General features: G+C 70.1%; 15 protein-coding genes. 9 read left to right on the top strand and 6 right to left on the bottom strand.

Annotated features, from left to right (window positions below; genetic code table 11):
• The 6 genes from ACFYSH_RS22265 to galU all read left to right on the top strand — a co-directional run.
• A partial coding sequence (locus tag ACFYSH_RS22265; protein ID WP_388754642.1) for an Rne/Rng family ribonuclease occupies positions 1 to 4,069 on the top strand: 4,069 nt, incomplete at its 5' end.
• 330 nt (positions 4,070 to 4,399) lie between these two features.
• On the top strand, positions 4,400 to 5,518 hold the full coding sequence (locus tag ACFYSH_RS22270) for a DegT/DnrJ/EryC1/StrS family aminotransferase (protein ID WP_388754645.1): 1,119 nt from the start codon (positions 4,400 to 4,402) through the stop codon (positions 5,516 to 5,518).
• Complete coding sequence (locus ACFYSH_RS22275; RefSeq protein WP_359472155.1) at positions 5,515 to 6,537, top strand: Gfo/Idh/MocA family oxidoreductase; 1,023 nt, start codon at positions 5,515 to 5,517, stop codon at positions 6,535 to 6,537. Before ACFYSH_RS22270 ends, ACFYSH_RS22275 begins: the two co-directional genes overlap by 4 nt.
• Entirely contained in the window at positions 6,534 to 8,162 is a 1,629-nt protein-coding gene (locus ACFYSH_RS22280) for a glycosyltransferase family 2 protein (protein WP_388754648.1), read from the top strand. Before ACFYSH_RS22275 ends, ACFYSH_RS22280 begins: the two co-directional genes overlap by 4 nt.
• Positions 8,159 to 9,442, top strand: a complete 1,284-nt coding sequence (locus tag ACFYSH_RS22285) for a nucleotide sugar dehydrogenase (RefSeq protein WP_359472159.1) — start codon at positions 8,159 to 8,161, stop codon at positions 9,440 to 9,442. The genes ACFYSH_RS22280 and ACFYSH_RS22285 overlap by 4 nt, the downstream gene beginning before the upstream one ends.
• Positions 9,443 to 9,523: 81 nt before the next feature.
• The gene (galU, locus tag ACFYSH_RS22290; RefSeq protein WP_388754651.1) at positions 9,524 to 10,417 is read left to right on the top strand and encodes a UTP--glucose-1-phosphate uridylyltransferase GalU; all 894 of its coding nucleotides are present in this window, start codon (positions 9,524 to 9,526) and stop codon (positions 10,415 to 10,417) included.
• Between the two features lie 77 nt (positions 10,418 to 10,494).
• On the opposite strand, the gene wecB is transcribed toward galU, so the two are convergent.
• Positions 10,495 to 11,583 carry a non-hydrolyzing UDP-N-acetylglucosamine 2-epimerase gene (wecB, locus tag ACFYSH_RS22295; protein WP_359472163.1) on the bottom strand — a complete coding sequence of 363 codons (1,089 nt, stop codon included), beginning with the start codon at positions 11,581 to 11,583 and terminating at the stop codon, positions 10,495 to 10,497.
• A 152-nt stretch (positions 11,584 to 11,735) separates the two neighbouring features.
• Between wecB and ACFYSH_RS22300 the strand changes: the two genes are divergently transcribed.
• Genes ACFYSH_RS22300 through ACFYSH_RS22310 form a run of 3 tightly spaced genes read left to right on the top strand, consistent with a single transcriptional unit; the run spans position 11,736 to position 14,943 of the window.
• Positions 11,736 to 12,980 (top strand): glycosyltransferase family 4 protein, encoded by a 1,245-nt coding sequence (locus ACFYSH_RS22300; protein WP_359472165.1) that lies wholly within the window; start codon positions 11,736 to 11,738, stop codon positions 12,978 to 12,980.
• Positions 12,981 to 12,989: 9 nt separating this feature from the next.
• The gene (locus ACFYSH_RS22305; RefSeq protein WP_359472167.1) at positions 12,990 to 13,574 is read left to right on the top strand and encodes a hypothetical protein; all 585 of its coding nucleotides are present in this window, start codon (positions 12,990 to 12,992) and stop codon (positions 13,572 to 13,574) included.
• Positions 13,561 to 14,943, top strand: coding sequence for a glycosyltransferase (locus tag ACFYSH_RS22310; protein WP_359472169.1), 1,383 nt, complete (start codon positions 13,561 to 13,563; stop codon positions 14,941 to 14,943). Before ACFYSH_RS22305 ends, ACFYSH_RS22310 begins: the two co-directional genes overlap by 14 nt.
• A gap of 138 nt (positions 14,944 to 15,081) precedes the next feature.
• Here ACFYSH_RS22310 and ACFYSH_RS22315 read toward each other — a convergent pair whose 3' ends face one another.
• The 5 genes from ACFYSH_RS22315 to ACFYSH_RS22335 all read right to left on the bottom strand — a co-directional run bounded on the left by ACFYSH_RS22315 (position 15,082) and on the right by ACFYSH_RS22335 (position 23,885).
• The gene (locus ACFYSH_RS22315) at positions 15,082 to 17,361 is read right to left on the bottom strand and encodes a glycosyltransferase family 4 protein (protein ID WP_388754656.1); all 2,280 of its coding nucleotides are present in this window, start codon (positions 17,359 to 17,361) and stop codon (positions 15,082 to 15,084) included.
• A gap of 359 nt (positions 17,362 to 17,720) precedes the next feature.
• Positions 17,721 to 18,323 carry an acyltransferase gene (locus tag ACFYSH_RS22320; protein WP_359472173.1) on the bottom strand — a complete coding sequence of 201 codons (603 nt, stop codon included), beginning with the start codon at positions 18,321 to 18,323 and terminating at the stop codon, positions 17,721 to 17,723.
• A 152-nt stretch (positions 18,324 to 18,475) separates the two neighbouring features.
• The gene (locus ACFYSH_RS22325) at positions 18,476 to 19,663 is read right to left on the bottom strand and encodes an acyltransferase (RefSeq protein ID WP_359472175.1); all 1,188 of its coding nucleotides are present in this window, start codon (positions 19,661 to 19,663) and stop codon (positions 18,476 to 18,478) included.
• A gap of 372 nt (positions 19,664 to 20,035) precedes the next feature.
• Complete coding sequence (locus ACFYSH_RS22330) at positions 20,036 to 22,168, bottom strand: FG-GAP-like repeat-containing protein (protein WP_388754660.1); 2,133 nt, start codon at positions 22,166 to 22,168, stop codon at positions 20,036 to 20,038.
• A 55-nt stretch (positions 22,169 to 22,223) separates the two neighbouring features.
• Complete coding sequence (locus ACFYSH_RS22335) at positions 22,224 to 23,885, bottom strand: trypsin-like serine protease (protein WP_388754663.1); 1,662 nt, start codon at positions 23,883 to 23,885, stop codon at positions 22,224 to 22,226.
• Between the last annotated feature and the right edge of the window lie 86 nt (positions 23,886 to 23,971).

Raw genomic sequence — 23,971 nt, forward strand, 5'->3', positions numbered from 1 at the left:
TGCGCGTCGCCGTGCGGTCCGTAAGGCGACCGCTCCGGCGGGTGCGCCGCAGGCCCCCGAGGTCGTGGAGCCCGTCGCCGAGACCGCACCGGCCGAACCCGAGGCGGAGGAAGCGGTCGAGCCCGCCGTCGAGGCCGCGCCGCCGGTGCGTGCGCGTCGCCGTGCGGTCCGTAAGGCGACCGCTCCGGCGGGTGCGCCGCAGGCCCCCGAGGTCGTGGAGCCCGTCGCCGAGACCGCACCGGCCGACGAGGAGGCAGCGCAGACCGTCGACGCCCCGGTCGTCGAGGCCCCCCGTGGCCGTCGCCGCGCCACCCGTAAGGCCACTGCTCCGGCAGGTGCCCCCCAGCCCGCCGAGGCCGTCACGCAGGAGACCGTCGTGGCGGAGCCGGTGAAGTCCCCCGAGCCCGTCGCCGAAGCCGCACCGGCGCCCGCTGAGCAGGCCGAGCCCGCCGCCGCGCCGCGAGGCCGTGCCCGCCGCCGTGCGTCGGCTCCGGCCGGCGCCCCGCAGGGCACGCAGGGCACGGAAGCCCCGGCCGCTGTCGTCGCCGAGCCCGTCGTGGAGGAACCGGCCGCCGAGCCCGCCCGGACCGAGGAGGTCACCGAGGCACCCGCTGCCGACGCCGCACCCCCGTCGCGCCCCCGCCGTCGCGCATCCCGTAAGGCGAGCGCCCCGGCCGGCTCCCCGCAGCCCGTCGAGGAGGTCGCCGAGGCGGCCGCCGAGAAGAGCGAGAGCCTGCCCGCCGAGGTGGCGCAGGAGTTGGCGTCCGAGACCGAGCAGGTCGAGGAGGCCGCGCCGCGAGGCCGCCAGCGCCGCCGGGCCACCTCGGCCGCGGGTCGCCCCGAGTTCACCGCCAGGACCGAGGAGCCGGCCCGTAAGGGCCGCCGCGCGACGCGCCCCGCCGTGGCCGTGTTCCAGGCCCCGGTCTTCGCCGAGCCGATGTTCCAGACCCCGGAGACCGCGGCTGCCGCGGCCGCCGCCGCTGGTCCGGTCCCGGCGTACGACGAGAGCGACGACCACGAGGAGCAGAAGCCCGCAGTCCGGGCGGACCGCTCGGACCGCGAGCCGCGCAAGGCCGAGGCCGGGCAGGCCGCTGAGGCCGCCGCCCCTGCCGAGGCCGCTGAGGCCGCCGAGGCCGCGCCTCAGGGTGGTTCGCGCCGTCGCCGTCGCCGCCGTGGCGAGGCCGTCGAGACCGAGCCGGCCGCGACCCCGGTCACGCTTCCGGCCGAGCAGCCCGCCGCTGCTCCCGCCGCCTCCGTCGAGGACGAGCACGAGGCGGACGAGACGGACGCCGAGCACGAGGGCGACGAGTCGGACGAGTACGGGGACCGGCCCTCGCGCCGCCGCCGCCGCGGTGGCCGCCGTCGTCGTCGCGGTGAGGCCAACGACACGGACGACGCGGAGCAGCAGGACGACGCCTCCGCGGACGACTCCGAGGACGCGCGGCAGGTCCAGGAGGACGAGGACGACGAGGACCTCGAGTCCGCCGCCGGGTCCAGCAGCAGCCGTCGTCGTCGCCGTCGTCGCCGCCGTAGCGGGGAGCCGTCGGGCGAGGAGACGGTCACGGGCGCCGACGACCCGGAGCGTACGGTCGTCAAGGTCCGCGAGCCGCGTGAACGGCGCAGGGAAGCGGCCGAGCGTGAGCTCGGCACCGGCTTCGACGAGGTCCAGTCCATCAAGGGCTCGACCCGCATGGAGGCCAAGAAGCAGCGCCGCCGCGAAGGACGCGAGCAGGGCCGCCGCCGCGTCCCGATCATCACCGAGGCCGAGTTCCTGGCCCGCCGTGAGGCCGTCGAGCGCGTCATGGTCGTCCGCCAGAGCGGCGAGCGCACCCAGATCGGCGTCCTCGAGGACAACGTGCTCGTCGAGCACTACGTCAACAAGGAGCAGGCCACCAGCTACGTCGGCAACGTCTACCTGGGCAAGGTGCAGAACGTACTGCCGTCCATGGAGGCCGCGTTCGTCGACATCGGCAAGGGCCGCAACGCCGTCCTGTACGCCGGTGAGGTCAACTTCGAGGCGCTGGGCATGGCTCACGGGCCGCGCCGCATCGAGACCGCCCTGAAGTCCGGCCAGTCCGTCCTCGTCCAGGTGACGAAGGACCCGATCGGCCACAAGGGCGCCCGACTCACCAGCCAGGTCTCGCTGCCCGGCCGCTACCTGGTCTACGTGCCCGAGGGCTCGATGACCGGCATCAGCCGCAAGCTGCCCGACACCGAGCGCGCCCGGCTGAAGACCATCCTCAAGAAGATCGTTCCCGAGGACGCGGGCGTCATCGTGCGCACCGCCGCCGAGGGCGCGAGCGAGGACGAGCTGCGCCGTGACGTCGAGCGGCTGCAGGGCCAGTGGGAAGAGATCCAGAAGAAGTCGAAGAACACCAGCAGCTCCAACGCGCCGACGCTGCTCTACGGCGAGCCGGACATGACCGTCCGGGTCGTCCGGGACATCTTCAACGAGGACTTCTCGAAGGTGATCGTCAGCGGTGACGACGCCTGGGAGACCATCCACGGCTATGTCTCGCACGTGGCACCGGACCTGACGGACCGGCTGTCGCGCTGGACCTCCGAGGTCGACGTCTTCGCGACGTACCGCATCGACGAGCAGCTGATGAAGGCGCTGGACCGCAAGGTCTACCTGCCGAGCGGCGGTTCGCTGGTGATCGACAAGACCGAGGCGATGGTCGTCGTCGACGTCAACACCGGCAAGTTCACCGGGCAGGGCGGAAACCTCGAGGAGACCGTCACCAAGAACAACCTGGAGGCGGCCGAGGAGATCGTGCGCCAGCTGCGGCTGCGCGACCTCGGTGGCATCGTCGTCGTCGACTTCATCGACATGGTGCTGGAGTCCAACCGGGACCTGGTGCTGCGGCGACTGCTGGAGTGCCTGGGCCGCGACCGTACGAAGCACCAGGTCGCCGAGGTCACGTCGCTGGGCCTTGTCCAGATGACGCGCAAGCGGGTGGGCCAGGGCCTGCTGGAGTCCTTCTCCGAGACCTGCGTCCACTGCAACGGGCGCGGCGTGATCGTTCACATGGAGCAGCCCACGGCCGTCGGCGGCGGCGGTGGCAAGCGCTCCAAGAAGCGCGGCCGCGGCGGTGCCGGGCACGAGCACGAGCACGGCCAGGACCATGAGCACGTCGAGCAGCCGGCCGAGACCGAGGCCGAGGTGGCCGCCGAGGTCGCCGCCCCGGTGGCGCTGCCCGAGCCGGAGTTCGTCGCCGACGAGGAGCTGTACAGCAGTCCGGCCGAGGCGGAGGCGGCGGCGTCGCGCGGTCGTGGCCGCCGGCGGGCCACCCGCAAGGTCACGGCTCCGGCCGGCGCACCCGCCCGTGTGGCCGAGACCGCTCCGGCGGCCGAGGCGGAGCCGCAGCCCGAGCAGGCAGCCGAGACCCCGGTGGCGCCTGCCGCCACCCCCGAGGCGGAGGCCGCGGTTCCCGAGGCCGTGACCCCGGAGGCAGCGCCTCCGGCCCGTACGCGGCGCAGGGCGACCCGGAAGGCGACCGCTCCGGCGGGCTCGCCCAGGCAGGCCGACGTGACGCCGCCGGTGCATCCGGCCGAGCCCGCGGCGGAGCCCGTCGCGGTCGAGGACCCGGTGGTCGAGGCCCCTGCGGCCCCGGCGCCCGCTCCTTCGGAGGAGGCTCAGGCGCCTGCGACTCCGGCAGGTGCCGAGGAGCCCGCTGCGGCTGCCCCGCCGCGCGCCCGTCGCCGGGCGACCCGCAAGGTCACCTCTCCGGCGGGATCACCGGCCGGCACGGAGGAGGCGGCGGCCGTCGTGGTCACCGCCACCGGCTCCGACACGCTCGATGCCCCTGGCACCGGAGCAGTGGAAGCGGAATCGGAAACTCCGGAAACTCCGGTGAAGAAGACCGCGGCGCGGAAGACCGCGAAGAAGGCAACGGCGAAGAAGGCGGCCACCAAGAAGACGGCTGCCAAGACGGCGGCCAAGAAGACGGCCGCGAAGAAGACGACGACGAAGAAGGCGGCGGCGAAGAAGACCGTCGCCGCCGAGCAGTCGTCGCCTTCCGTGACGGCTTCGGCTTCCTCCGCCGATTCGGGACCGACCGCCGACTGATTAATTCGTAACCGGTTGTTCATCTATCCGTGTCCCGCTCCTAAGCTTTCGGGGCGGGACACGTGCTTTGTTTCAAAACTGATGCGTAAGCCGGTTAACGGGCCTGAAATGACCCAAGAAATCCCTGATAATGTGACGACGGTCGCTGCCTGTGAAGTTCCTGCGAGGGGACTACGGTCGGTGACCGACCCGGTTCAGGACCGGCCGGGTCCTGTTTCCTCGGCAGGGCGTCGGCAATCTGCCGGTGGGGTGATGCGCGGCCTCGTGAGACGTCCCGCACCCCGGATCTCTGCCTGTGAAGAGCTCTTGCGGTGTTCAAGGAGGACGTCCATGACGAGCATCAACGAGCAGCCGATTCCTGCTGCCCGCCCGGTGATCGGTGAAGAGGAGATCGAGGCCGCCGTACGCGTGCTGCGCAGCGGTCGCGTCGTACAGGGCCCCGAGGTCGCGGCCTTCGAAGAGGGCTTCTCCGAGCTGGTCGACGGCCGTCACTGTGTCGCCGTCAACTCCGGTACCTCCGCGCTGCACATGCTCCTGCTCGCCCTCGGTATCGGCCCCGGCGACGAGGTGATCGTTCCTTCCTTCTCCTTCGCCGCCTCCGCCAACGCCGTCCGGCTGGTCGGTGCCGACGTGGTGTTCGCCGACATCGAGGCCGGCAGCTACGGCCTGGACCCGGCCGCCGTCGAGGCAGCCGTCACACCGCGCACGGCCGCCATCATGCCGGTGCACCTCTACGGTCACCCGGCGGCCATGGACAAGCTCATGCCCCTCGCGCGGAAGCACAAGCTCGCCGTCGTCGAAGACGCGTGCCAGGCACACGCCGCGGCCCTGAACGGCACCCCCGTCGGTGCGTTCGGCGAAGGCGGAACGTTCAGCTTCTACCCGACGAAGAACATGCACGCGCTCGAGGGCGGCATGGTGACCACGGCCGACGCCGAACTCGCCCGCACGCTCCGCCTCCTGCGTAACCAGGGCATGGAGCAGCGGTACGCCAACGAGATCGTCGGCGCCAACATGCGCATGACGGACGTGGCCGCCGCCGTCGGCCGCGTCCAGCTCACCAAGGTCGGTGGCTGGACCGAGCAGCGCCGCGCCAACGCCGCGTACCTCGACGCGCACATCACCGCCCCGAACGTGACGACGCCGCCGGTCGCCGAGGGCGCCCGTCACGTCTACCACCAGTACACGATCCGGGTGCAGGGCGACCGCGAGGCCGTGATGGCCAAGCTCACCGAGGCGGGCATCGGCAACGCCGTCTACTACCCGACCCCGATCCACCGGCTGAAGCCGTACTGGGAGCCGGACCAGAAGGCCGGCCGCGACTGGGACCTGCCCGAGACGGAGCGGGCCGCCGCCGAGGTCGTCTCGCTCCCCGTCCACCCGTCGCTCGGCGAGGGCGACCTCGAGCGCATCGTGAACGCAGTGAACGCACTGGGGGAGAGCCTGTGACCGCCGCCGTACTGAAGGCCGGCCTCGTCGGCCTCGGCTCCATGGGACGCCACCACGCCCGGGTACTCGCCGGCCTCGAGGGCGTCGAACTCGTCGGTGTCGTCGACCCGATGGGCGACAAGAACGGCTGGGCGCAAGGCGCCCCCGTCCTGTCCACCGTCGAGGAGCTCATCGCGCTCGGCATCGACTACGCGGTCGTGGCCTGCCCGACCGCCCTGCACGAAGAAGTCGGCCTCCAGTTGGCCGACGCGGGCGTCTGCGCCCTGATCGAGAAGCCGCTGGCCGACACCGTCGAGGGCGCCCGCCGCCTCGTCGAGGCCTTCGAGTCACGCGGCCTCGTGGCCGGCGTCGGCCACATCGAGCGCTGCAACCCGGCCCTGCGCTCGTTGCGCAGCCGCCTGGAGGCCGGCGAGCTCGGCGAGGTCTTCCAGGTCGTCACCCGCCGCCAGGGGCCCTTCCCCCACCGCATCGCGGACGTCGGCGTGGTCAAGGACCTGGCCACGCACGACATCGACCTGACGGGCTGGGTGACCGGCCGGACGTACGCCTCGATCGCGGCGCACACCGTCTCCAAGTCCGGCCGCCCCCACGAGGACATGGTCTCCGCGGTGGGGCAGCTCTCCGACGGCACCATGGTCAACCACCTGGTCAACTGGCTGAGCCCGCTCAAGGAACGCTTCACGTCGGTCACCGGTGAGCGCGGCTGCTACATCGCCGACACCCTCACCGCCGACCTCACGTTCCACTCGAACGCCGCGGTGGCCACCGAATGGGAGGCGCTGCGCGCGTTCCGCGGTGTCTCCGAGGGCGACATGATCCGCTACGCGATCCCGAAGCGGGAGCCGCTGCTGGTCGAGCACGAGCTCTTCAGGGACGCGGTACGGGGCGAGTCGGCCGACATCTGCACCTTGCGGCAGGGGCTGCGTACCGTCGAGGTCGCGGCGGCGGTCCTGGAGTCCGCGGCGACCAGGCGCTCCGTGCGGCTGGACGGGAGAGAGACCGAGGGCGTGGCCAATTGACCACACCCGATGTTTCCGTGGTCGTGGCCGTCTACAACACGATGCCGTACCTCACCGAGTGCCTGAACTCGCTCGTGGGACAGAGCATCGGTGTCGACCGGCTCGAGGTCATCGCCGTGGACGACGGGTCCACGGACGAGAGCGGCGCTGAACTGGACCGCTTCGCGGCGAAGTACCCCGGCACCGTCAAGGTGATCCACCAGGAGAACTCCGGCGGACCGGCGGCACCCAGCAACCGTGCCCTGGAGATGGCCACCGGGCGGTACGTGTACTTCATCGGCTCCGACGACTACCTGGGCGAGGAAGCCCTCGCCCGCCTGGTGGGCTGCGCCGACGAGCACGACTCCGACGTGGTCGTCGGCAAGATGGTCGGAACCAACGGCCGGTACGTGCACCAAGCGCTCTACAAGAAGAGCGATCCGGACGTCAGTCTCTTCCGTTCGGCCCTGCCCTTCACGCTGGCGAACACCAAGCTCTTCCGCCGCGAGCTGGTGGAGAAGCACGGTCTGCGTTTCCCCGAGGACCTGCCGGTGGGGAGCGACCAGCCGTTCACCATCGAGGCGTGCGTCCGGGCCCGGAAGATCTCGGTCCTCTCGGACTACACCTTCTACTACGCGGTGAAGCGCGGCGACGCCAGCAACATCACCTACCGGGCCAATCACCTGTCCCGGCTGCGCTGCACGGCCAGGATCATGGAACACGCCGCCACGCTGGTGGAAGCGGGACCCGACCGGGACGCGCTCTTCAAGCGGCACTTCACCTGGGAGATCGCCAAGCTCATCCAGGACGACTTCCTCGCGCTCGACACCGCGACCCGGCAGGAGGTCTGCGAGGGCGTCGCCGCCCTCGCGGACGAGTACCTCACCGACGAGCTCAGGGACTCCCTGGACGTCAAGCGCCGGGTGCGGATCTGCCTCGCGCAGGCGGGAGCCGTGGACGCACTGGTGCGCGCCGTCACCGAGGAGGCGGACCACGGGGCCCCGCCCTTCCACCTCGAGGACGGCCGGGCCTTCGCGATGTACCCCGGCTTCCGCGACGATGCCCTCGGCATTCCCGACCGCGTCTACGAACTGGTCGGCGAGGCAGTGCCCGGGCGGCTGGCGCAGGGGACCGAGCTGATCGCGGCCGAATGGGACCAGACCGGTGACGACCTGGCCGTCGTGCTCACGGTCCGGATCGGTGTCCTGGGCGACACCGGCTCCACGACCGTGCGCCTCGCCAAGGGCGCCATGCCCAAGGCCGCGGACAAGCCCGGCGCGCGCCGACTGCCGTCCAACCACCAGCTCCCCTCCGACGGAGGGGAGTGCACCGTCGGCGTGGCCGAAGACGGCAGGGCGACCACGGTGCGGACACGGGTTCCGGTCCACGCCGTGAAAGCGAAGCTCGGCGTCCGGGTGTACGTGGACGTGGCGGGCTCGACGTACGAGATCCCGGTGAAGACCAAAGGGAAGCCGCTGCCCCTGGCCCGCCGCTGGCGGCAGGCCGTCCCGTACAGGGTGTCGGCGAACCAGAACCCCAAGGGCCGGCTCGTCATCACGACGGCGCCCCTGTGGGAGATCAAACCCGGTGCGGGCCAGCGGCTGCGCCACATGCTGTCCAGGCTGAAGAGGAAAGTATCCCGATGAACATCTGTGTAGTCGCGCTCGGCAAGATCGGCCTTCCGCTCGCCGTGCAGTTCGCTGCCAAGGGCCACACGGTCATTGGCGCGGACGTCAACGAGAAGGTCGTCGAGCTGGTCAACGCGGCCACCGAGCCGTTCCCCGGCGAACACGACCTGGACGCCAAGCTCAAGGAGACCGTGGGCGCGGGCCTCCTGTCCGCGACGACGGACACCACGGCCGCGGTCGCCGCGTCCGACGCCGTCGTGGTCGTCGTCCCGCTGTTCGTGGACGCCGAGGGGACCCCCGACTTCGGCTGGATGGACTCCGCGACGAAGGCCATCGCCGCAGGCCTCAAGCCGGGCACCCTCGTCAGCTACGAGACCACGCTGCCCGTCGGCACCACCCGTACCCGCTGGGCACCCATGCTCGCCGAGGGTTCCGGCCTGACCCCGGGGGTGGACTTCCACCTCGTCTTCTCCCCGGAGCGCGTGCTGACCGGCCGCGTCTTCGCCGACCTGCGCCGCTACCCCAAGCTCGTCGGCGGCATCGACGAGGCGTCCTCGCAGCGCGGTGTGGAGTTCTACGAGGCCGTGCTCGACTTCGACGACCGCGAGGACCTGCCGCGCCCGAACGGTGTCTGGGACCTCGGCACGGCGGAGGCCTCCGAGCTCGCCAAGCTCGCCGAGACCACCTACCGCGACGTCAACATCGGTCTGGCCAACCAGTTCGCCCGGTTCGCCGACAAGAACGACATCGACGTCAAGAAGGTCATCGAGGCCTGCAACAGCCAGCCCTACAGCCACATCCACCAGCCGGGCATCGCCGTCGGCGGCCACTGCATCCCGATCTACCCGCGGATGTACCTGTGGAACGACCCGGAGGCCACCGTCGTGCGCTCGGCCCGTGAGGCCAACGCCGCGATGCCGGAGTACTCCGTCGACCTGCTGGCCGCCGCCTACGGCGACCTGGACGGCGTCGGTGTCCTGGTGCTGGGCGCCGCCTACCGTGGTGGCGTCAAGGAGACCGCGTTCTCCGGTGTCTTCGGTGTCGTCGAGGCGCTGAAGGCGCGCGGCGCGGTGCCGTTCGTCTCGGACCCGATGTACACGTCCGACGAGCTGACCGCGCACGGCCTCGTGCCGCACGAGGGCCAGACGGTCACCGCCGCGATCCTCCAGGCCGACCACGCGGAGTACCGCGAGCTGGCCGCCGCCGACCTGCCGGACGTCCGCGTCCTGGTCGACGGCCGCCGCACGACGGACCCGGCCAACTGGACGGGCGTACGCCGCGTCGTCATCGGCGGCTGAGCCCACCCGTACCGTTCGAGAGGCCCCGGCGGCGGTCGCCGGGGCCTCTCGCTGCCCAGGAAAGTGAGTATCGGGCACCACATGATCAAGAAAGCAGTCATTCCCGCCGCAGGTCTCGGGACGCGCTTCCTGCCTGCCACGAAGGCCACGCCGAAGGAAATGCTCCCGGTCGTGGACAAGCCCGCGATCCAGTACGTCGTGGAGGAAGCGGCAGCGGCGGGACTGTCCGACGTGCTGATGGTCACCGGGCGCAACAAGCGCCCGCTCGAGGACCACTTCGACCGCAACTACGAGCTGGAGTCCGCTCTCTCACGCAAGGGCGACACCGAGCGGCTGCTCAGGGTGCAGGAGTCCAGCGAACTGGCCACGATGCACTATGTGCGCCAGGGAGACCCGAAGGGGCTGGGGCACGCCGTGCTGTGCGCGGAGCCGCATGTGGGGGACGAGGCGTTCGCGGTGCTTCTCGGCGACGACCTGATCGACCCTCGCGACCCGCTGCTCGCCCGCATGGTCGAGATCCAGGAGCGTGAAGGGGGAAGCGTCGTCGCACTCATGGAAGTGGATCCGGGGCAGGTCCACCTCTACGGCTGCGCGGCGGCCGAGGCCACCGCCGACGCGGATGTCGTCCGCATCACCGGGCTCGTCGAGAAGCCCGAGCCGGCGGACGCGCCGAGCAACCTCGCGGTGATCGGACGGTACGTGCTGGACCCGTCGGTGTTCCGCGTGCTGAACCGGACGGAACCCGGCCGAGGGGGCGAGATCCAGCTGACCGACGCCTTGCAGGAGCTCGCGGCCGACGAGGAGCTGGGCGGCCCGGTCCACGGCGTCGTCTTCAAGGGGCGTCGTTACGACACAGGTGACCGCGGCGACTACCTGCGCGCCATCGTGGGGCTCGCCTGCGAACGCGAGGACCTGGGGCCCGGCTTCCGGGCATGGCTCCGGCGGTTCGTCGCGGAGGAGATGCCCGGCGCCTGACCCGCGCCCTGACGGGTTCCCGTGACGCGAGTCGTTCCGGAGACGGACGACGGCGTACTCGCGTCACGGGATCCGGGTCAGCGGCGGTGCAGTTCCAGCAGCTCGACCACGCGCTTCGCCGCCTTGCCGTCGCCGTAGGGAAGGCCACGGTCGGTGGTCGGCGCGGGACGCAGGGCGATGTCCGCCCATGCGGACGCCTGGAGCTGGTGCGGGTCGGGAACCAACTGGTTCCAACCGCCCTGGAGCGTCTCCACCCACTCGGTCTCCGGGCGAATGGTCGTGCACACACGGTCCAGGAGGAACGCCTCCTTCTGCAGTCCGCCCGAGTCCGTGACCACGCCGGCGGAACCCATCACCGCGGCGACCAGCCCGGCATAGGGGAGAGGCCGTCCGGCATGCAGGGAACCGCGGTTCAGGTCGATTCCGTGCTCCTCGGCGCGTGCGACGAGACGGGGGTGGGCCAGCAGCGCCACCGGTACGGGGAGAGCCGCCAGGGAGTCCAGCAACGCCGCGAGCCGCTCGGGGGAGTCGGTGTTGTCGGGACGGTGGAGCGTCGCCAGCAGATAGGGGGCGTCCGGGTCGATGCCTTCCGGCAGCACGGGCTTGGGGTGCTCACCGGATGCGACCGCGTCCCTGATGCGGAGGCAGACGTCCACCATGACGTCACCGGCCAGTACGGAGCGCCCGGCCAGCCCCTCGGTGGCCAGATGGCGCATGGCCTCCTCCGTCGGAGCGAGGAGAAGGTCGGCCGCGTGGTCCGTGAGGATGCGGTTGTGCTCCTCCGGCATCCGGCGGTTGAAGGAACGCAGACCGGCCTCCAGATGGGCCACAGGCAGGTGCATCTTGACGGCGGAGAGCGCCCCGGCCAGCGTCGAGTTCGTGTCCCCGTACACCAGCACCCAGTCGGGCCGCTCGGCTTCGAGAACCGGATCCATGGCCGTCAGCACCCCGCCCGTCTGAGCGCCGTGGCTACCGGAACCGATGCCGAGGTGGACATCCGGGTCGGGAATGCCCAAACCGGAGAAGAAGACATCGGACAGGTCCGCGTCGTAGTGCTGGCCTGTGTGCACGATCACATGCTGATGGCCGGTTCCGGCGAATGCGGCAGCAATCGGTGCGAGCTTGACCAACTGCGGGCGCGCCCCGACGACACTAAGGACCTTCACAGTGTTTGTACTCCTTGCAGATGTGGTTACCGGCAGGCTACGTGTTTTGCGCACAGGCGCTCGACGCGTCAGCGGTGAGAGGTGATTGCCGTTCGGAATCGCCCCGATGATAAAGTGTCCGACTACCGGTTGTGCTAGGGAAGAAGTCGTCAATGAGTGAGGCAGCGTCCCGGGACGCGGCTGTTGTCACGCCGTGGTATCCGTCTCGCGAACTGCCTTTCCGAGGGGCGTTCGTCCAGGCAATGGTCGACGCCACCGCTCCGGGCTGCGACAGTCTGCGCGTCTACCACTGTGACACCTGGGTGTCCCGCATGGACCAGCGCACCGTGGAAGCGGTCGAGGCGGCGAACCGGACCCTTGCCCCGCTGGCGGTGCGCCCCGTCCCGACGGTGGGCGGTGCGCAGCTCGTCCACCTCGCCGTGACCACTCCGCGCGGTCAGGACTTCGGAGCGCTGGCTCGGAACCACGAGCGCCAGCTGCGCGCGGCGCTGAGCGGCAAGCCGATCGACGCGCCTGTGGTCCACGCCCACGTCGGGTTGCCGGGAGGATGGGCCGCTCTGCAGAACGCCCGCCCTGACGCCCGGGTGTTCGTCACCGAGCACGCCACCTACCTGGACCGTGTGCTGGCCGAACCGGACGCCCGGGAGCTGTACGACGAACTGCTGCACCGGGTCGACGGCTTCTTCGCGGTCGGAGACCCGATCCGGGACGTGCTGACGGCGGAGTTCCCGCACCACGCGGACAAGATCCAGCAGATCCCCAACCCGATCTCGTTCGAGACACAGCGAACCACCCCCGTCACCGCGCTGAACCGGTGGCTGTTCCTCGGCGGACTGATCCCGCGCAAGGGTGTGGCCTGGCTCGTCGAGGCGTTCGCACAGTGCCACGCCAAGGACCCTCGGCTCTCGCTCACCATGGTGGGAGAGGGCGAGCTGCGCGCGCAGCTCACGGAGCGGGTGGCCGAGCTGGGGCTGGCCGACTCGGTCTCGTTCCTGGGAGCCGTTCCGCCGGAGACGGCACTCGCGTTGATGCGCGAGCACGATCTCCTCGTGCACCCCAGCCGCTACGAGACGTTCGGGATGACCGTGGTGGAGGCCGTGGCCGCCGGTATGCCCGTCCTGGTCACGCGGTGCGGCGGTCCGGAGGAGACGCTCGCCGGGATAGAGACCGAGGCCGGCGAACTCATCGACGTCGAGGAGAACGCGGAGTCGATCAGTGACGGCTACTGGCGACTGCGCGACCGTTTCGAGCACGGCCTGGACCTGACGCGCGCACAGGAGGTCCTGGCGAGCCGTTACGGCTACGAGGCTGTTGCGCAGGCTCATTACCGGCTCTGGTTCCCCGCGGCTGCGCAGAACCGGAGTGAGGGTACCGAACGGGCCGGCGCCCTCGATTGATGGAGTGACATGCAGGTTCTGTTCCTGGCCCTGGGTGGGTCACGCAAGCGTGCGGTGCTGGACGAGTCGGCCGAGGCCGTGTCGAACGGCGCCCATGTCCTCGTGGTCGTGGACAAGAAGAAGTCCTGGCAAAACGTCCAGTTCGCGCCCGGAGTCGCCGTGACGACACTGGCCGCACTGGAAGCCCGGCATCTGCCCAGGCGGATGGAGCACGCGGTGCTGTACCGGGCACCGCGTGCCACCGTCCGCGCCGTAGGGCGTGGGCCGCTGCACGGCCGGGCCCGTCGCGCGCTCAAGACGTACGAACGACGTGTCGCGGCCAGGCTGCATCGTAAGGTGTTCATGCCGTTGCACCGACGGGTGTGGCCCGACGCCAAGGCCCGGATGGTCCGTGCGCCCTTCGAGGCACGTGGGGGACTCGATCTCCTGGTCGTGAGCGACGCGCTCTCCGTGCCCCGTGCGGCGCAGCTCATGGAAGCGTGGACGGCCGAAGGAACGGCCCCGAGGGTCTGCTACGGCCTCGACTACGACATACCCCCGAATGCTCAGCGGTCGCTGATCGCCTCCGACAAGGACACCGATGAACAACCGTAGTGGCCGACGGCTCAGGGTGCTTTACCTGGCTTTCTACTTCCCACCGTCTCGTGCCAGTGGCGTGTACCGCGCCAGGGCGACGGCGAATCACCTGGCGGCGAAGGACTGGGACGTCACGGTGTGCGCCGCGCCTCTCAACTTCCTCTACGACGTCATCGGATCGGTCGACGAGGGGCTTTCGGAGACCGTCGATCCCCGCATCCGGGTGGAGCGGCCTTCGCTGAACCAGTACTCCTGGCAGCAGGACCTGCGCAGCTTCAGTGCGCTGCGCAGGACGTTTCCCCTGATGGCCCGTCGTCTGTTCGAGTTCGGCCAGGAGAAGGTCTTCCCCGAGCGTTACGCCTCCTGGGCCTGGGCCTCGGTGGCGCGTGGCCTGAAGCTGCACGCGAAGAAGCGGTTCGACGTGGTGGTGGCGACGGGTAACCCGTTCGCCTCCTTCGGAGCCGCGTGGCTGTTCAACCGCCTCACCGGTGTTCCGTACGTCATGGACTACCGGGACTCGTGGACGCTGGACCTCTTCACCGACGAACCCGCGTTCCCCCCCGGTCACATCGCCTGGAACTGGGAGAAGAAGGCGCTGGAGCGGGCCTCCGCGGCGGTGTTCGTGAACGAGGCGCTGCGCGGATGGCACGCGGAGCGTTACCCGGACGTAGCGGACCGGATGATGGTCGTGCCGAACGGCTGGGACGCGGACGTGATCCCGGAGAGCGCGCCCCCGGCGGAGCCGCAGGAGCTGGTCGATCCGGAGAAGACGCAGAAGCCGCTCACCTTCGCCTACCTCGGTACGCTCACTGCGAAGCAGCCGGTGGAGGAGATGGCCGACGCGTTCAGGATCGCCCGTCGTCATCCCGAGATGGCGGGTGCCGAGCTCGAGATACACGGCCACCTGGGCTTCTTCAAGAACAGTCCTCAACCCCTGCTCGCACGTCTCGGCCTCGATGAGGGGGCCCGGGAACGGGGAGAGGAGGACACGGGGCTCCGCTACCGTGGGCCGGTCTCCAAGACCGAAGTCGGAAGCGTCTACGAGAGCGCCGACGTACTGGTCTTCCTGGCAGGCGGCGGCAAGTACGTGACCTCTGGAAAGATCTTCGAGTACATGGCGTTCGGGCACCCCATCGTCTCCGTCCACGCGCCGGGGATCGCCGCACAGGACGTGCTGGAAGGCTATCCGCTGTGGTTCAACGCGGACGGTCTCGATGTGGATGCTCTGGCGGCATCGATGGTGGCAGCCGGAAAGGCCGCCAGGGACCTCGACCCGGAGCAGCGCGAAGCGGCGCGGCGGCACGCCGACATCTACACGCGAGAAGCCGTCCTCATTCCGTTCGAGGAGCGGCTGAGGGAAATCGTGGGCCGTCCGGCCGCCGAGTAGGCACGACGACGTCCGTCACACAGCCGAGGCCCGAATCATGGTGATTCGGGCCTCGGCTGTTTCACTGTTCGCCACGCGCTGAGCAGGGCGGTCGACCGAAAGCAGCGCGGGCCGTCGTGCCGGCCCGCGCTGCCGCTGTCACGCCTTCTGGGCGGAGTAGGTCGACCGGTCGAGATTCGTCGTCACCGTGAGGTTCGGGTACGCCTTGGCCCACTTCCAGCCGGTCACCGTGCTGTTGATGTCGCACACGAACACGTGGTCCGTCAGGTCCAGACGAAGCTCGGGCAGTGCCTTGCGCCGGGCGATGCGGGAGAGCAGTTGCGGCCGCACCTCTCGGTACCCACGGTTGAAGACGTTCTTGTGGAACGCGTTGGCCGCCTTCGTGTGCACCCGCTGCGTGGCGGCGACCATGAGTTCGGAGGCGATGGCCGTCCGACGCTTCCGGGCCATCCTGCGCGCGCGGTTGAGAATGGCCCGCGGCGCCTTGTAGACGACGAAGCGCTCACCACGAGGGATCAGCAACCGCTTCTCACCCTGCTCGATGCTGACCAGGGTGACGCGTGCGTCCAGACCGGTGCGCCGCCAGGCCGCGTTGTTGGCGGTCACCACCGTGACGTGCACACCACTTTCCAGCAGGTGGTTCGCGAAGTCCGCGACACGGCGCGGCTTCGGAGGCGCGAGCGCGAGCAGCACGGCCCGGCCGACCTGTGCGGCGCCTTCGGCAGAGGGCTCCGCATCGGTCTCCGATACCGGGGCCCCGGCCCCGGCCGCGAGGGCAGGGGCGCCTTGCGTGTCCGCCGGCAGGGCGGCATCGCCGCCGGGGGAGGCCGGCGTATCGACAGCGACGGGAGCCGACGGACGGTCCAGGTACACGTCCATCAGCTGCTGCGCCACAGCCGGAGCGCCGTACCGCTGCTCGAGGACTTCGCGTGCCGCGGGAAGATCGAGGTCGGCCGCACGGGCACGCAGGTCCCAGTAGGCGTCGGCGATGACCTGAGGGTCGTCGCTGATCTCCATCAGTGAACCGGCCACGGTCTCGATGCCGGACAGCGTTTCCTCCGGCCCGAAACTCCGGGTCACGAGGACCGGAAGCCCGGCCGCGACGGCCTCGACTATGGTCATCCCGAAGGTCTCGATCTTGCTGGCGTGTACGAGCAGATCGTGCTGGTGCATCAGCCCGTTGACCTCGTCCGGCGTGACCGGGGGGGAAACGGTGAAACGGTCGGCGATTCCCAGCACCTCGGCGCGGGTGAGGAGTTCCTCCTCCAGGGCGCCGCTGCCCACCATGGTGAGCGTGACCAGGGGGTCCTTCTCCGCGACCAGCGCGAAGGCCTCCAGCAGTTCCCCCACTCCCTTGTGCTTGACCAGCCGGCCGACGTACAGCCACTTGCGCAGGTCCTGGGAGTAGTCGCAGCCGGAGGCGAAGGAGTCGAAGTCGACGACGTTCGGGACCACCCGCAGCTTGTCGGCGACGTCCGGGAACTCGGCGGCGATCTGGTCACGCAGATAGGTGCTGACGCAGAGGAAGGCATCCGCCCGCACCAGCACGTCGTGGTAGAGGGCGCGAGCGGCGGGCTGGGAGAAGATCCTGTTCAGGAAGGTGGCGTGTTCCGTCACCACGATGCGGGCGTCGGGCTGTGCCAGCCGCATGGCGAGCACGCCACCGTAGATACCGGCGTGGGCATGGATGACGGGGGCCTTGATCCGGCCCCCGGGCAGTGCCTTGCGCAACGCCGTTTCCTGGGCGGTGGCCCAGGGGCTGTAGTTCTTCCGGTGGACGAGGGGCACCGGAACGCGGAGAAGAGTGCCTTCGGGGGTGTCCAGGACAGGGATCAGGCCCCTGTTGTCCTGGAGACGGTCGGTCGTGATCTTGATCGCGTCGTTCAGTGCGGCGTCCGCGTGGCCGGACCAGTCCTCGGTGTGGATGATCGAGACCCGGTCGAACTCGTCGGCGACGCTGCGGGTCGCCATCTTCACGAAGGCGCCCGCATAGGGATTGTTCGGCGAGGGGTACCACGGAGTGACCACGGCGATGTCGGAGGCCTCGGCGACGCGCCCGTCGGGAGCGTACGGTTCCAGCCGGAGTGTGACGTCGGGGCGCTGCTTCGTCAGCATCCAGGCCGTCGGCAGGGACTGGGCGTCGCCGGCGACCACCGTGTCGACGGAAGAGACGGGGCCTGTCCTGGCCAGGACGAACTTCTTCGCCGCCTTCAGGACCGAGCCCTTGCTGTCCGGGGTGAGCTGGACGACCTCGACGTTGTCGAAGGCCTCGAGCTCCGCGACGGCCTCCGCCCAGCTCTCCTTGGCCGGTACCACCAGCAGGACCCGAGAGCCGGAACCCGCCAGCCTCTTCACGTGCTCGCGTGCCGCTCGCACTCGGTAACTGCCGTGTGCGAGATAGAGCACGTGGCTATTCATCTGAATCCCTTCGCACGTTCACTCTGCGCCCTGATGATCGTATAGAGGCGTTATCAAGAAGGTCGCACATCCGTGCGGCGCAGCGGTGGTCAGCTTATCGCGGGCGCACCGTGACGAGATGCTGACGGATGTGCTGTGGGCCCGTGCCGCCGGGCTCGGCCGGACCGGCCGAGTCGTCCTCCGCCGAAGGACGAGCGGTGGTCCGGGCGGGGCGTCGCAGGGCGACGCGTGAGGAGCGGCAGCGGACGGCCGAGCCGCTGAGCGGCGTGGGGAGACGCTTCTCCGGGGGAGAGGCGGAAGGCACGCCCACCCGGGGCCGCCGTTCGTCGCAGGAGCGGGGACGGCGGCCGCCCGGGGTGTCAGACCGCGCGTTCGGTCAGAACACCGTCCCGCTCCTCGTACAGTTCACCGCTCTGCGGGCAGGCCCAGACCCCGGGTTCGCCCGTCTTCTCGGTGAGGCGCTGTCCGCTGCGGCCGACCCAGCCGATCTGCCGTGCCGGTACGCCGACGACCAGTGCGAAGTCCGGCACGTCCTTCGTGACGACGGCGCCGGCCGCCACCATCGCCCAGCGTCCGACCCGCACGGGAGCGACACAGACGGAGCGGGCGCCCAGAGAAGCGCCTTCCGCGACCTTCACCCCGACGGCCTCCCAGTCGCCGCCGCGCTTCTGCTTGCCCTGGGGGTCGACCGAGCGCGGGTTGTGGTCGTTGGTGAGGACCACGGCGGGGCCGACGAAGACACCGTCGCCGAGCTCGGCCGGCTCGTACACCAGGGCGTAGTTCTGCAGCTTGACGTTGTCCCCGATCCGCACGCCCGTACCCACATAGGCGCCCCGGCCGACCACACAACCTTCGCCGAGCCTGGCCCCCTCACGGATCTGGGCGAGCTCCCACACGCTGCTGCCGGCCCCGATCTCGGCGCTGTCGTCGACCTGTGCGGTGGGCTGAACCCTGTAGTTCACGTGTCATACCTTCCGAAGAGCGGACTTGTCGAGAGCATACGAGTTGCGGCGCGGAGGCCGTGGACCCGATCCCCGTGACGTGTACGAGGCCGTCGGACGCCGCCTGCCGGTGGACACGTCGCGTGTCCACCCGGACCCTTCGTCGTACGCACTTATTTCTCGAAGGCCGAGGGGCCCTGACTCGGCGCGGTGGGTTGCAGCGCCCCGGCCTCCGGCCTCCCCGGACGAGGAGGCGCCGCGGCGCCGCCACCCGGCCCTGCCCGACGGAGCAGGCGTTCCAGCGGGTGCTCCACCCACTGGTAGGCCATCGCCGCGACGACCAGACTGATACCCAGTGCGAGCAGCCAGAGCTTCAGCGTGGCGGCCTGGGTGTCCGGTCGGCCCAGGTGACCGACGAGCGCTCTGATCACGATCTCGTGGAACAGGTACCACGCGAAGGACCAGTGCCCGAGCCGGATCATCCAGGGGCCGCCCAGACCCGTCCTGCGGCCCTGGAGGTCGGCCGTGGCGGCCGCGGCCACGAGAAGGGCGAAGAGCGGTGCGGACAGCAGGTGCGAGGCACTGTACGGGCTGTACCAGAAGCCGTCCGGGACCGCCTGCGACCAGGGAATCAGTGCCATATGACCGGCCAGGACGAGTGCGACTGCCACAGGGAGGCCTACCGGTGGCCGCCATCCGCGCTTGACCGCCAGGCCCACGACCACACCGAGGACGAACTGGAGGGTGCGCGTCGGAGGGAAGTAGTCGAGCGCCCAGAGCCGGATGGCCGGATCGTCGAACAGCACTCCGGAAGCCCAGACGGCCACCGACGCGACGCACAGCGCGAGGGCGCACCACGTTCTTCCGCGGGCCGAGCGCAGCAGCGGCAGCATCAGCAGCAACGGGAACAGGAGATAGAACCAGGCCTCGTCACTGAGTGACCAGGCGGCGGGATTGCCACCCACGAGGTACTGACGCTCGGGCGTCCAGGAGTTGACGAGACCCAGCGTGGCGACGACGCCCCGGAGGGAGACCTCGGTCCCCATGAGACGCCACACCGTGACGGAGGCGACGACGGACACTGCCAGCAGGGGCCAGATCCTGGCGAAGCGCCTCCAGAAGAAGACGGCGGGAGGTACGGACTTCCCGTCGTAGGTCCACGCCAGCACGAAGCCCGACAGGACGAAGAAGAAGGTCACCCCGCTGCGTCCGTACCAGGTCAGGTCGCTGATCCAGGGCAGCTTTCCTGTCTGCCTCGACAGGTGGTAGAGGACTACCGCCAGCGCCGCCCAGAAGCGCAGGCCGGTCAGTGAGGGGAGCCGGTCACGCGTGTCGCGGGCGGATATCGGGCCGGCCGGCATGTGGTCACCATCTTCGCGTGCGGGGAGTTCGTCCGGGCCGACGTGCCCTCGACGAGTCGTCCGTGTTCGTGAGGTGGGCCGTACCGGCCGCGCCCTCGGACGATCTGGAGAGCAGAGTACTGGGCCTGTGGGCGCCGAGCGGCCAGGTGAGGATCCCCCGGGCCGCCCCGGCGCGTCCAGTCGCCCTCACCGGGACCACTCGGGCGCTTGCGGGTACCTTCTGCCGGCCGTTCGCCCGCGACACGGCGACCCGGGGTGTTCGCGGGACGTCGTCGTCCCGAACCGGCGGAGCACATCCGCCTCGTTCACAGCCTGCGCGGCTGCTCCGGCAGCTGATCGATGCCGGAACAGCCGCGGAGGGCCACTTCTGTGTCAGTTGGTGTAGGTGGTGAAGAAGCGGGCGGAGGCGAAGGCCCAGCTGCCGGCGGGGGCACTCCAGCCCGCGAGGCCGCCGTTGAACAGGGTGTCGGCCCGGGCCGTCCAGGTCCACATCTTCACGGTGCCGTCAGCCTGGTGGTTGAGCGTGGCGAGGTCGTCCCGGCCGTCACCGTCGTAGTCGCCCGTGACGAACTGCATGCGGCTGACGTCCAAGTTGCCGGGAGGGCTGTTGAGCGTGAGCTTGGCGGACCCGAACCGGTCCTTGCCGCCGACGTTCTCGGACAGCATGGTGGAGGTCTTGTCGCTGCCGTCGGTGTAGTCGTACCAGACGAGCGCGTCGTCGCGGCCGTCGCCGTTGAAGTCCCCCGCGTGCGGGGTGGTGCGGTTCCAGTCCAGGGACGGGCTCTGCCACCACGCGGCGGGAGCGGCGAAGCCGCCGTCGGGAGCAGCCGGGAAGACGTAGGCCTTCACGGTGTCGTCCCCCTGGCCGTAGAAGACGCTCAGGTCGTCGCGGCCGTCGCCGTCGAAGTCACCGGTGATGAACTTGGTGCGGGCGCGCAGCCAGCTGCCCGAGGGGGCGGACCAGGAGCTGAAAGGCGCGTCGAAAGTGCCCTTGGCCGTGCTGGTGAACGTCCAGAGCCTGGTGGTTCCGTCGGCGTAGTTGTACCAGACGGCCATGTCGTCCCGGCCGTCACCGTCGAAGTCGCCGGCCTGGGGGGTCATGTAGCTGATGTGGAAGCTGCCGGCCGGAGCACTCCAGGCGGTGTACGGGGTGCCGAAGCCGCCGTCGCTTCTGCCGAGGGCCACCCACAGCTTGACGCTGGTGTCGCTGTAGCCCTTGAGGACGGCCATGTCACCGCGGCCGTCGCCGTCGAAGTCGCCGGTGAGGTACTTTATCGCCCTCGTGTCCCAGACACCGTCCGCGACATCGTAGGAGGTGAAGGGCTTGGTGATGGCGCCGTCGGTGTCGCCGAGGAAGCTGTGGACGGCGTCGCGGCCGTCGGTGTAGTTGTACCAGGCGGCCATGTCGCTGCGGCCGTCGCCGTTGTAGTCGTGGCGGATGGCCGTGCCGCTCGACCACACGGACTGCGCCTGCGCGTCGAGTACGACGAGATTGCCGCGGTCGTACAGAACGGCGGAGCCGCCGGGGGCGGAGGTCTTCGCCTCCCACAGGGTTTCCGTGTCGGCGGCGTTCCGGACGGTCAGGTTTCCGGTGGTGTCGAGTACGGCGGTGGCGCCGGCGTTGCCGGCGGTGCCGGTGGACCACAGGGTCTTGCCCGCGTTGGACCGGATGACCAGGTTGCCGTCGGCCTGCATGGTGAGTTCGGCGGATGCGGAGGCGAGGGTGTCGCCCGGGAGCAGGCGCCGGCCGGGGGAGAGGCGGGAGCCGAGGACGGTGTTGTCGGCGCGGGCGGCTACCGCGCCGTTGCGGGTCTCGGTCTCGCCGAAGCAGCCGCCTTGCCATGAGCGGCTGCTGACTCCGACGAGTTCCAGCTTTCCTTCGGCCTCGCGGAGGAGTGGCGCGCCGGCGTCGCCCTTGCAGATCGCGTCCTCGGCGGACTCACCGGTGATGTTCAGGTCGGTGTCGGTCGCGCCGTCGACGATGAACGAGAAGGTGTGCAGTTTGTCGGGCACCCATTCGGTCGCGGTGCGGCCGTAGCCGGGAACCGTGAGTGTTTCGCCGGTGGACACCGGTTCGGTGGCGATGGTGACGGGGGTGATGCCGGCGGCGGGGGTGGCGAGGCGGGCCATGACCAGGTCACGCCCGGGCCGTGGCACCAGGTCGACGATCTCACTGACGTGACCCCCACCGGAGGTGCGGTCGTTGCGCCCGATGGTGGCGACGCTCTTCACCGTGGGCTTGCCCGCGACGGGACCGGTGGTGCCGTCGGTGAAGCAACTGCCGGCGGTGAGGATCCATCGGGGGGCGACGAGAGCACCCGTGCAGGCGCGCTCCTTGTCGTCGCCGGCACCGATCGCGACTTCGGCGGTGAAGGCGTAGGTGTTGCTGGTCACCGGGTCCCCGATGACTGCCTGAGCGGGAGAGGTGAGGGTGAGCGTGCCTGCTGCCGCTGTGGCGGACAGCAGCGCCAGGGCACGCACCGTGCGGAAGTGTCTGGAGTTCATGTGTGTTCCTCGACTTGCGTCAGAAGCCGGACCGGGTACGCAGCTACCGCTGCGGTTACTTGGTGCTGCCGGTCAGCGCGACGGTTTCGGGGGTGCCGGGGTAACCGACGACCACTTCGGTGGCGTCCCACTTGCCGTCGGCGTGGCGCACGGTGTGCTTGATCTTCCCGTCCGTGGTGACGACCGCTGCCTGGAGTTCCCCGTCGACCGCGGTGGCGTCCACACCGACGATCGTGTCCCGCCCGAGTTCGTCGCCGAGATCGCCGAACCCGCTCCAGGTCCCGTCGGCCTTACGGATGGCGTGCTTCTTCTCGCCGGTGACACTGGTGAGCACGATCTGGAGGTCGCCCGCGACACCGGCGAAGGACATGCCGTTGACCGCCGAGGTCAGCTTGGTCTCCAGTGCGCTGACAGCGCGCCAGCGGTCGCTCCACGTCCCGTCGGATTCGCGGATGCCGTGGTAGGCCTTGCCGTCAGCGGCCACGCCGACCTGGGTCTGGCCGCCGGAGGTGTGCGCGACGGTGACCTGAGTGGCATTGCCGAGGACCCCGAGCTTGGCGGTGACATCACCCCACTTGGACCAGACTTCACTGGCGTCCTGGGTGGCGTGGTACACGCGCCCGTCGGCGAGGCCGATCAGGGCGAGACCGGTGCCGGTGGACGTCACAGCGATGCGGGTGAGCCCGGGCTTGTCGCCGAGTTCGGCCGTCAGGTCGCGGAAGGCGGCCCAGCCGCCGGTCACGCGCCGGTTGGCCTGGTAGAGATGTCCGTTGCCGCCCACGGCGAAGACGTAGTTCTTGCCCTTGATGGCGGCGTCGGCGGCGAACTGGATGTCCTCGATGGTGCCGGCGGCGTTCTGCACGTTGCCGAAGGACGTCCAGTCGCCGTTGCTGTTACGCATGGAGTGGTACAGCCCGGTGGAGGTCTTGGTGAGCATCTGCAGGTTCCACACGTTCAGCGTGGAGGCAGTGCTCTCGGTGATCCACGCCCGCAGGTCGTCCACCCGGCTGGCCACGGCACCGGTTCGGGTCTCGTCCGACCCGAGGCAGCCGCCCTGCCAGGACCTGCTGGCGATCGCGACGAGTTCGGGACGGCCGTCCTTCTCACGGAAGACCGGTGCGCCGGTGTCGCCCTTGCAGACAGGGGTGCCGTCGATGCCGACGGTTGTGGTTTCCACCGCGCCGACGGTGAAGTCTCCGGTGTGGAGGGAGTCGGGGACCCAGGTGTCGTCGGTCCGGCCGTAACCGGCACCCTTCAGGACTTCACCCGCGGCGGGGGCGGTGGCAGCCGGGTGCAGGAAGGAGGGGCCGGAGACGGGGGTGGCGAGCCTGGCCAGGACCAGGTCCCGGTCCTCGCGGGGTACCAGCTCGGTGATCTCCCGTACCTGACCCGCGGCGGTGGTGAGGTCGGTGCGGCCGATGGTCGCGACGGACTTGAACCTCGGGGCCCCCGCGGTCACGGTCTCCGACTGGGCCGGATCGTCGGCGAAGCAGCTGGCCGCGGTGAGCATCCACTGGTTGTTGATGAGGGTTCCCGTGCAGGCACGGCTGGTGTCGCCTGCGCCGATCTGGATCTTCGCGGTGAAGGTGTAGGTGTTGCCGGCGGCCACGTCACCGATGAGGGCCTGGGCCGGGGAGGCGAGGGTGAGGGAGCCGACCGCGGCGGTGGCGGCCAGCAGCGAGACGGCCCGCACACCGCGGGTGGTTCTGAGGGACACGTTGACTCCTTGAGGGGCCTCAAGCGAGGGGTGGTCAGATGTCACTTGTGACGAACACGTCGGTGCCCCGGGCCCGTGGCGGGCCC

Origin of the sequence: Streptomyces sp. NPDC005791, assembly GCF_042871485.1 — a bacterium.
Taxonomy (GTDB): Bacteria; Actinomycetota; Actinomycetes; order Streptomycetales; family Streptomycetaceae; genus Streptomyces.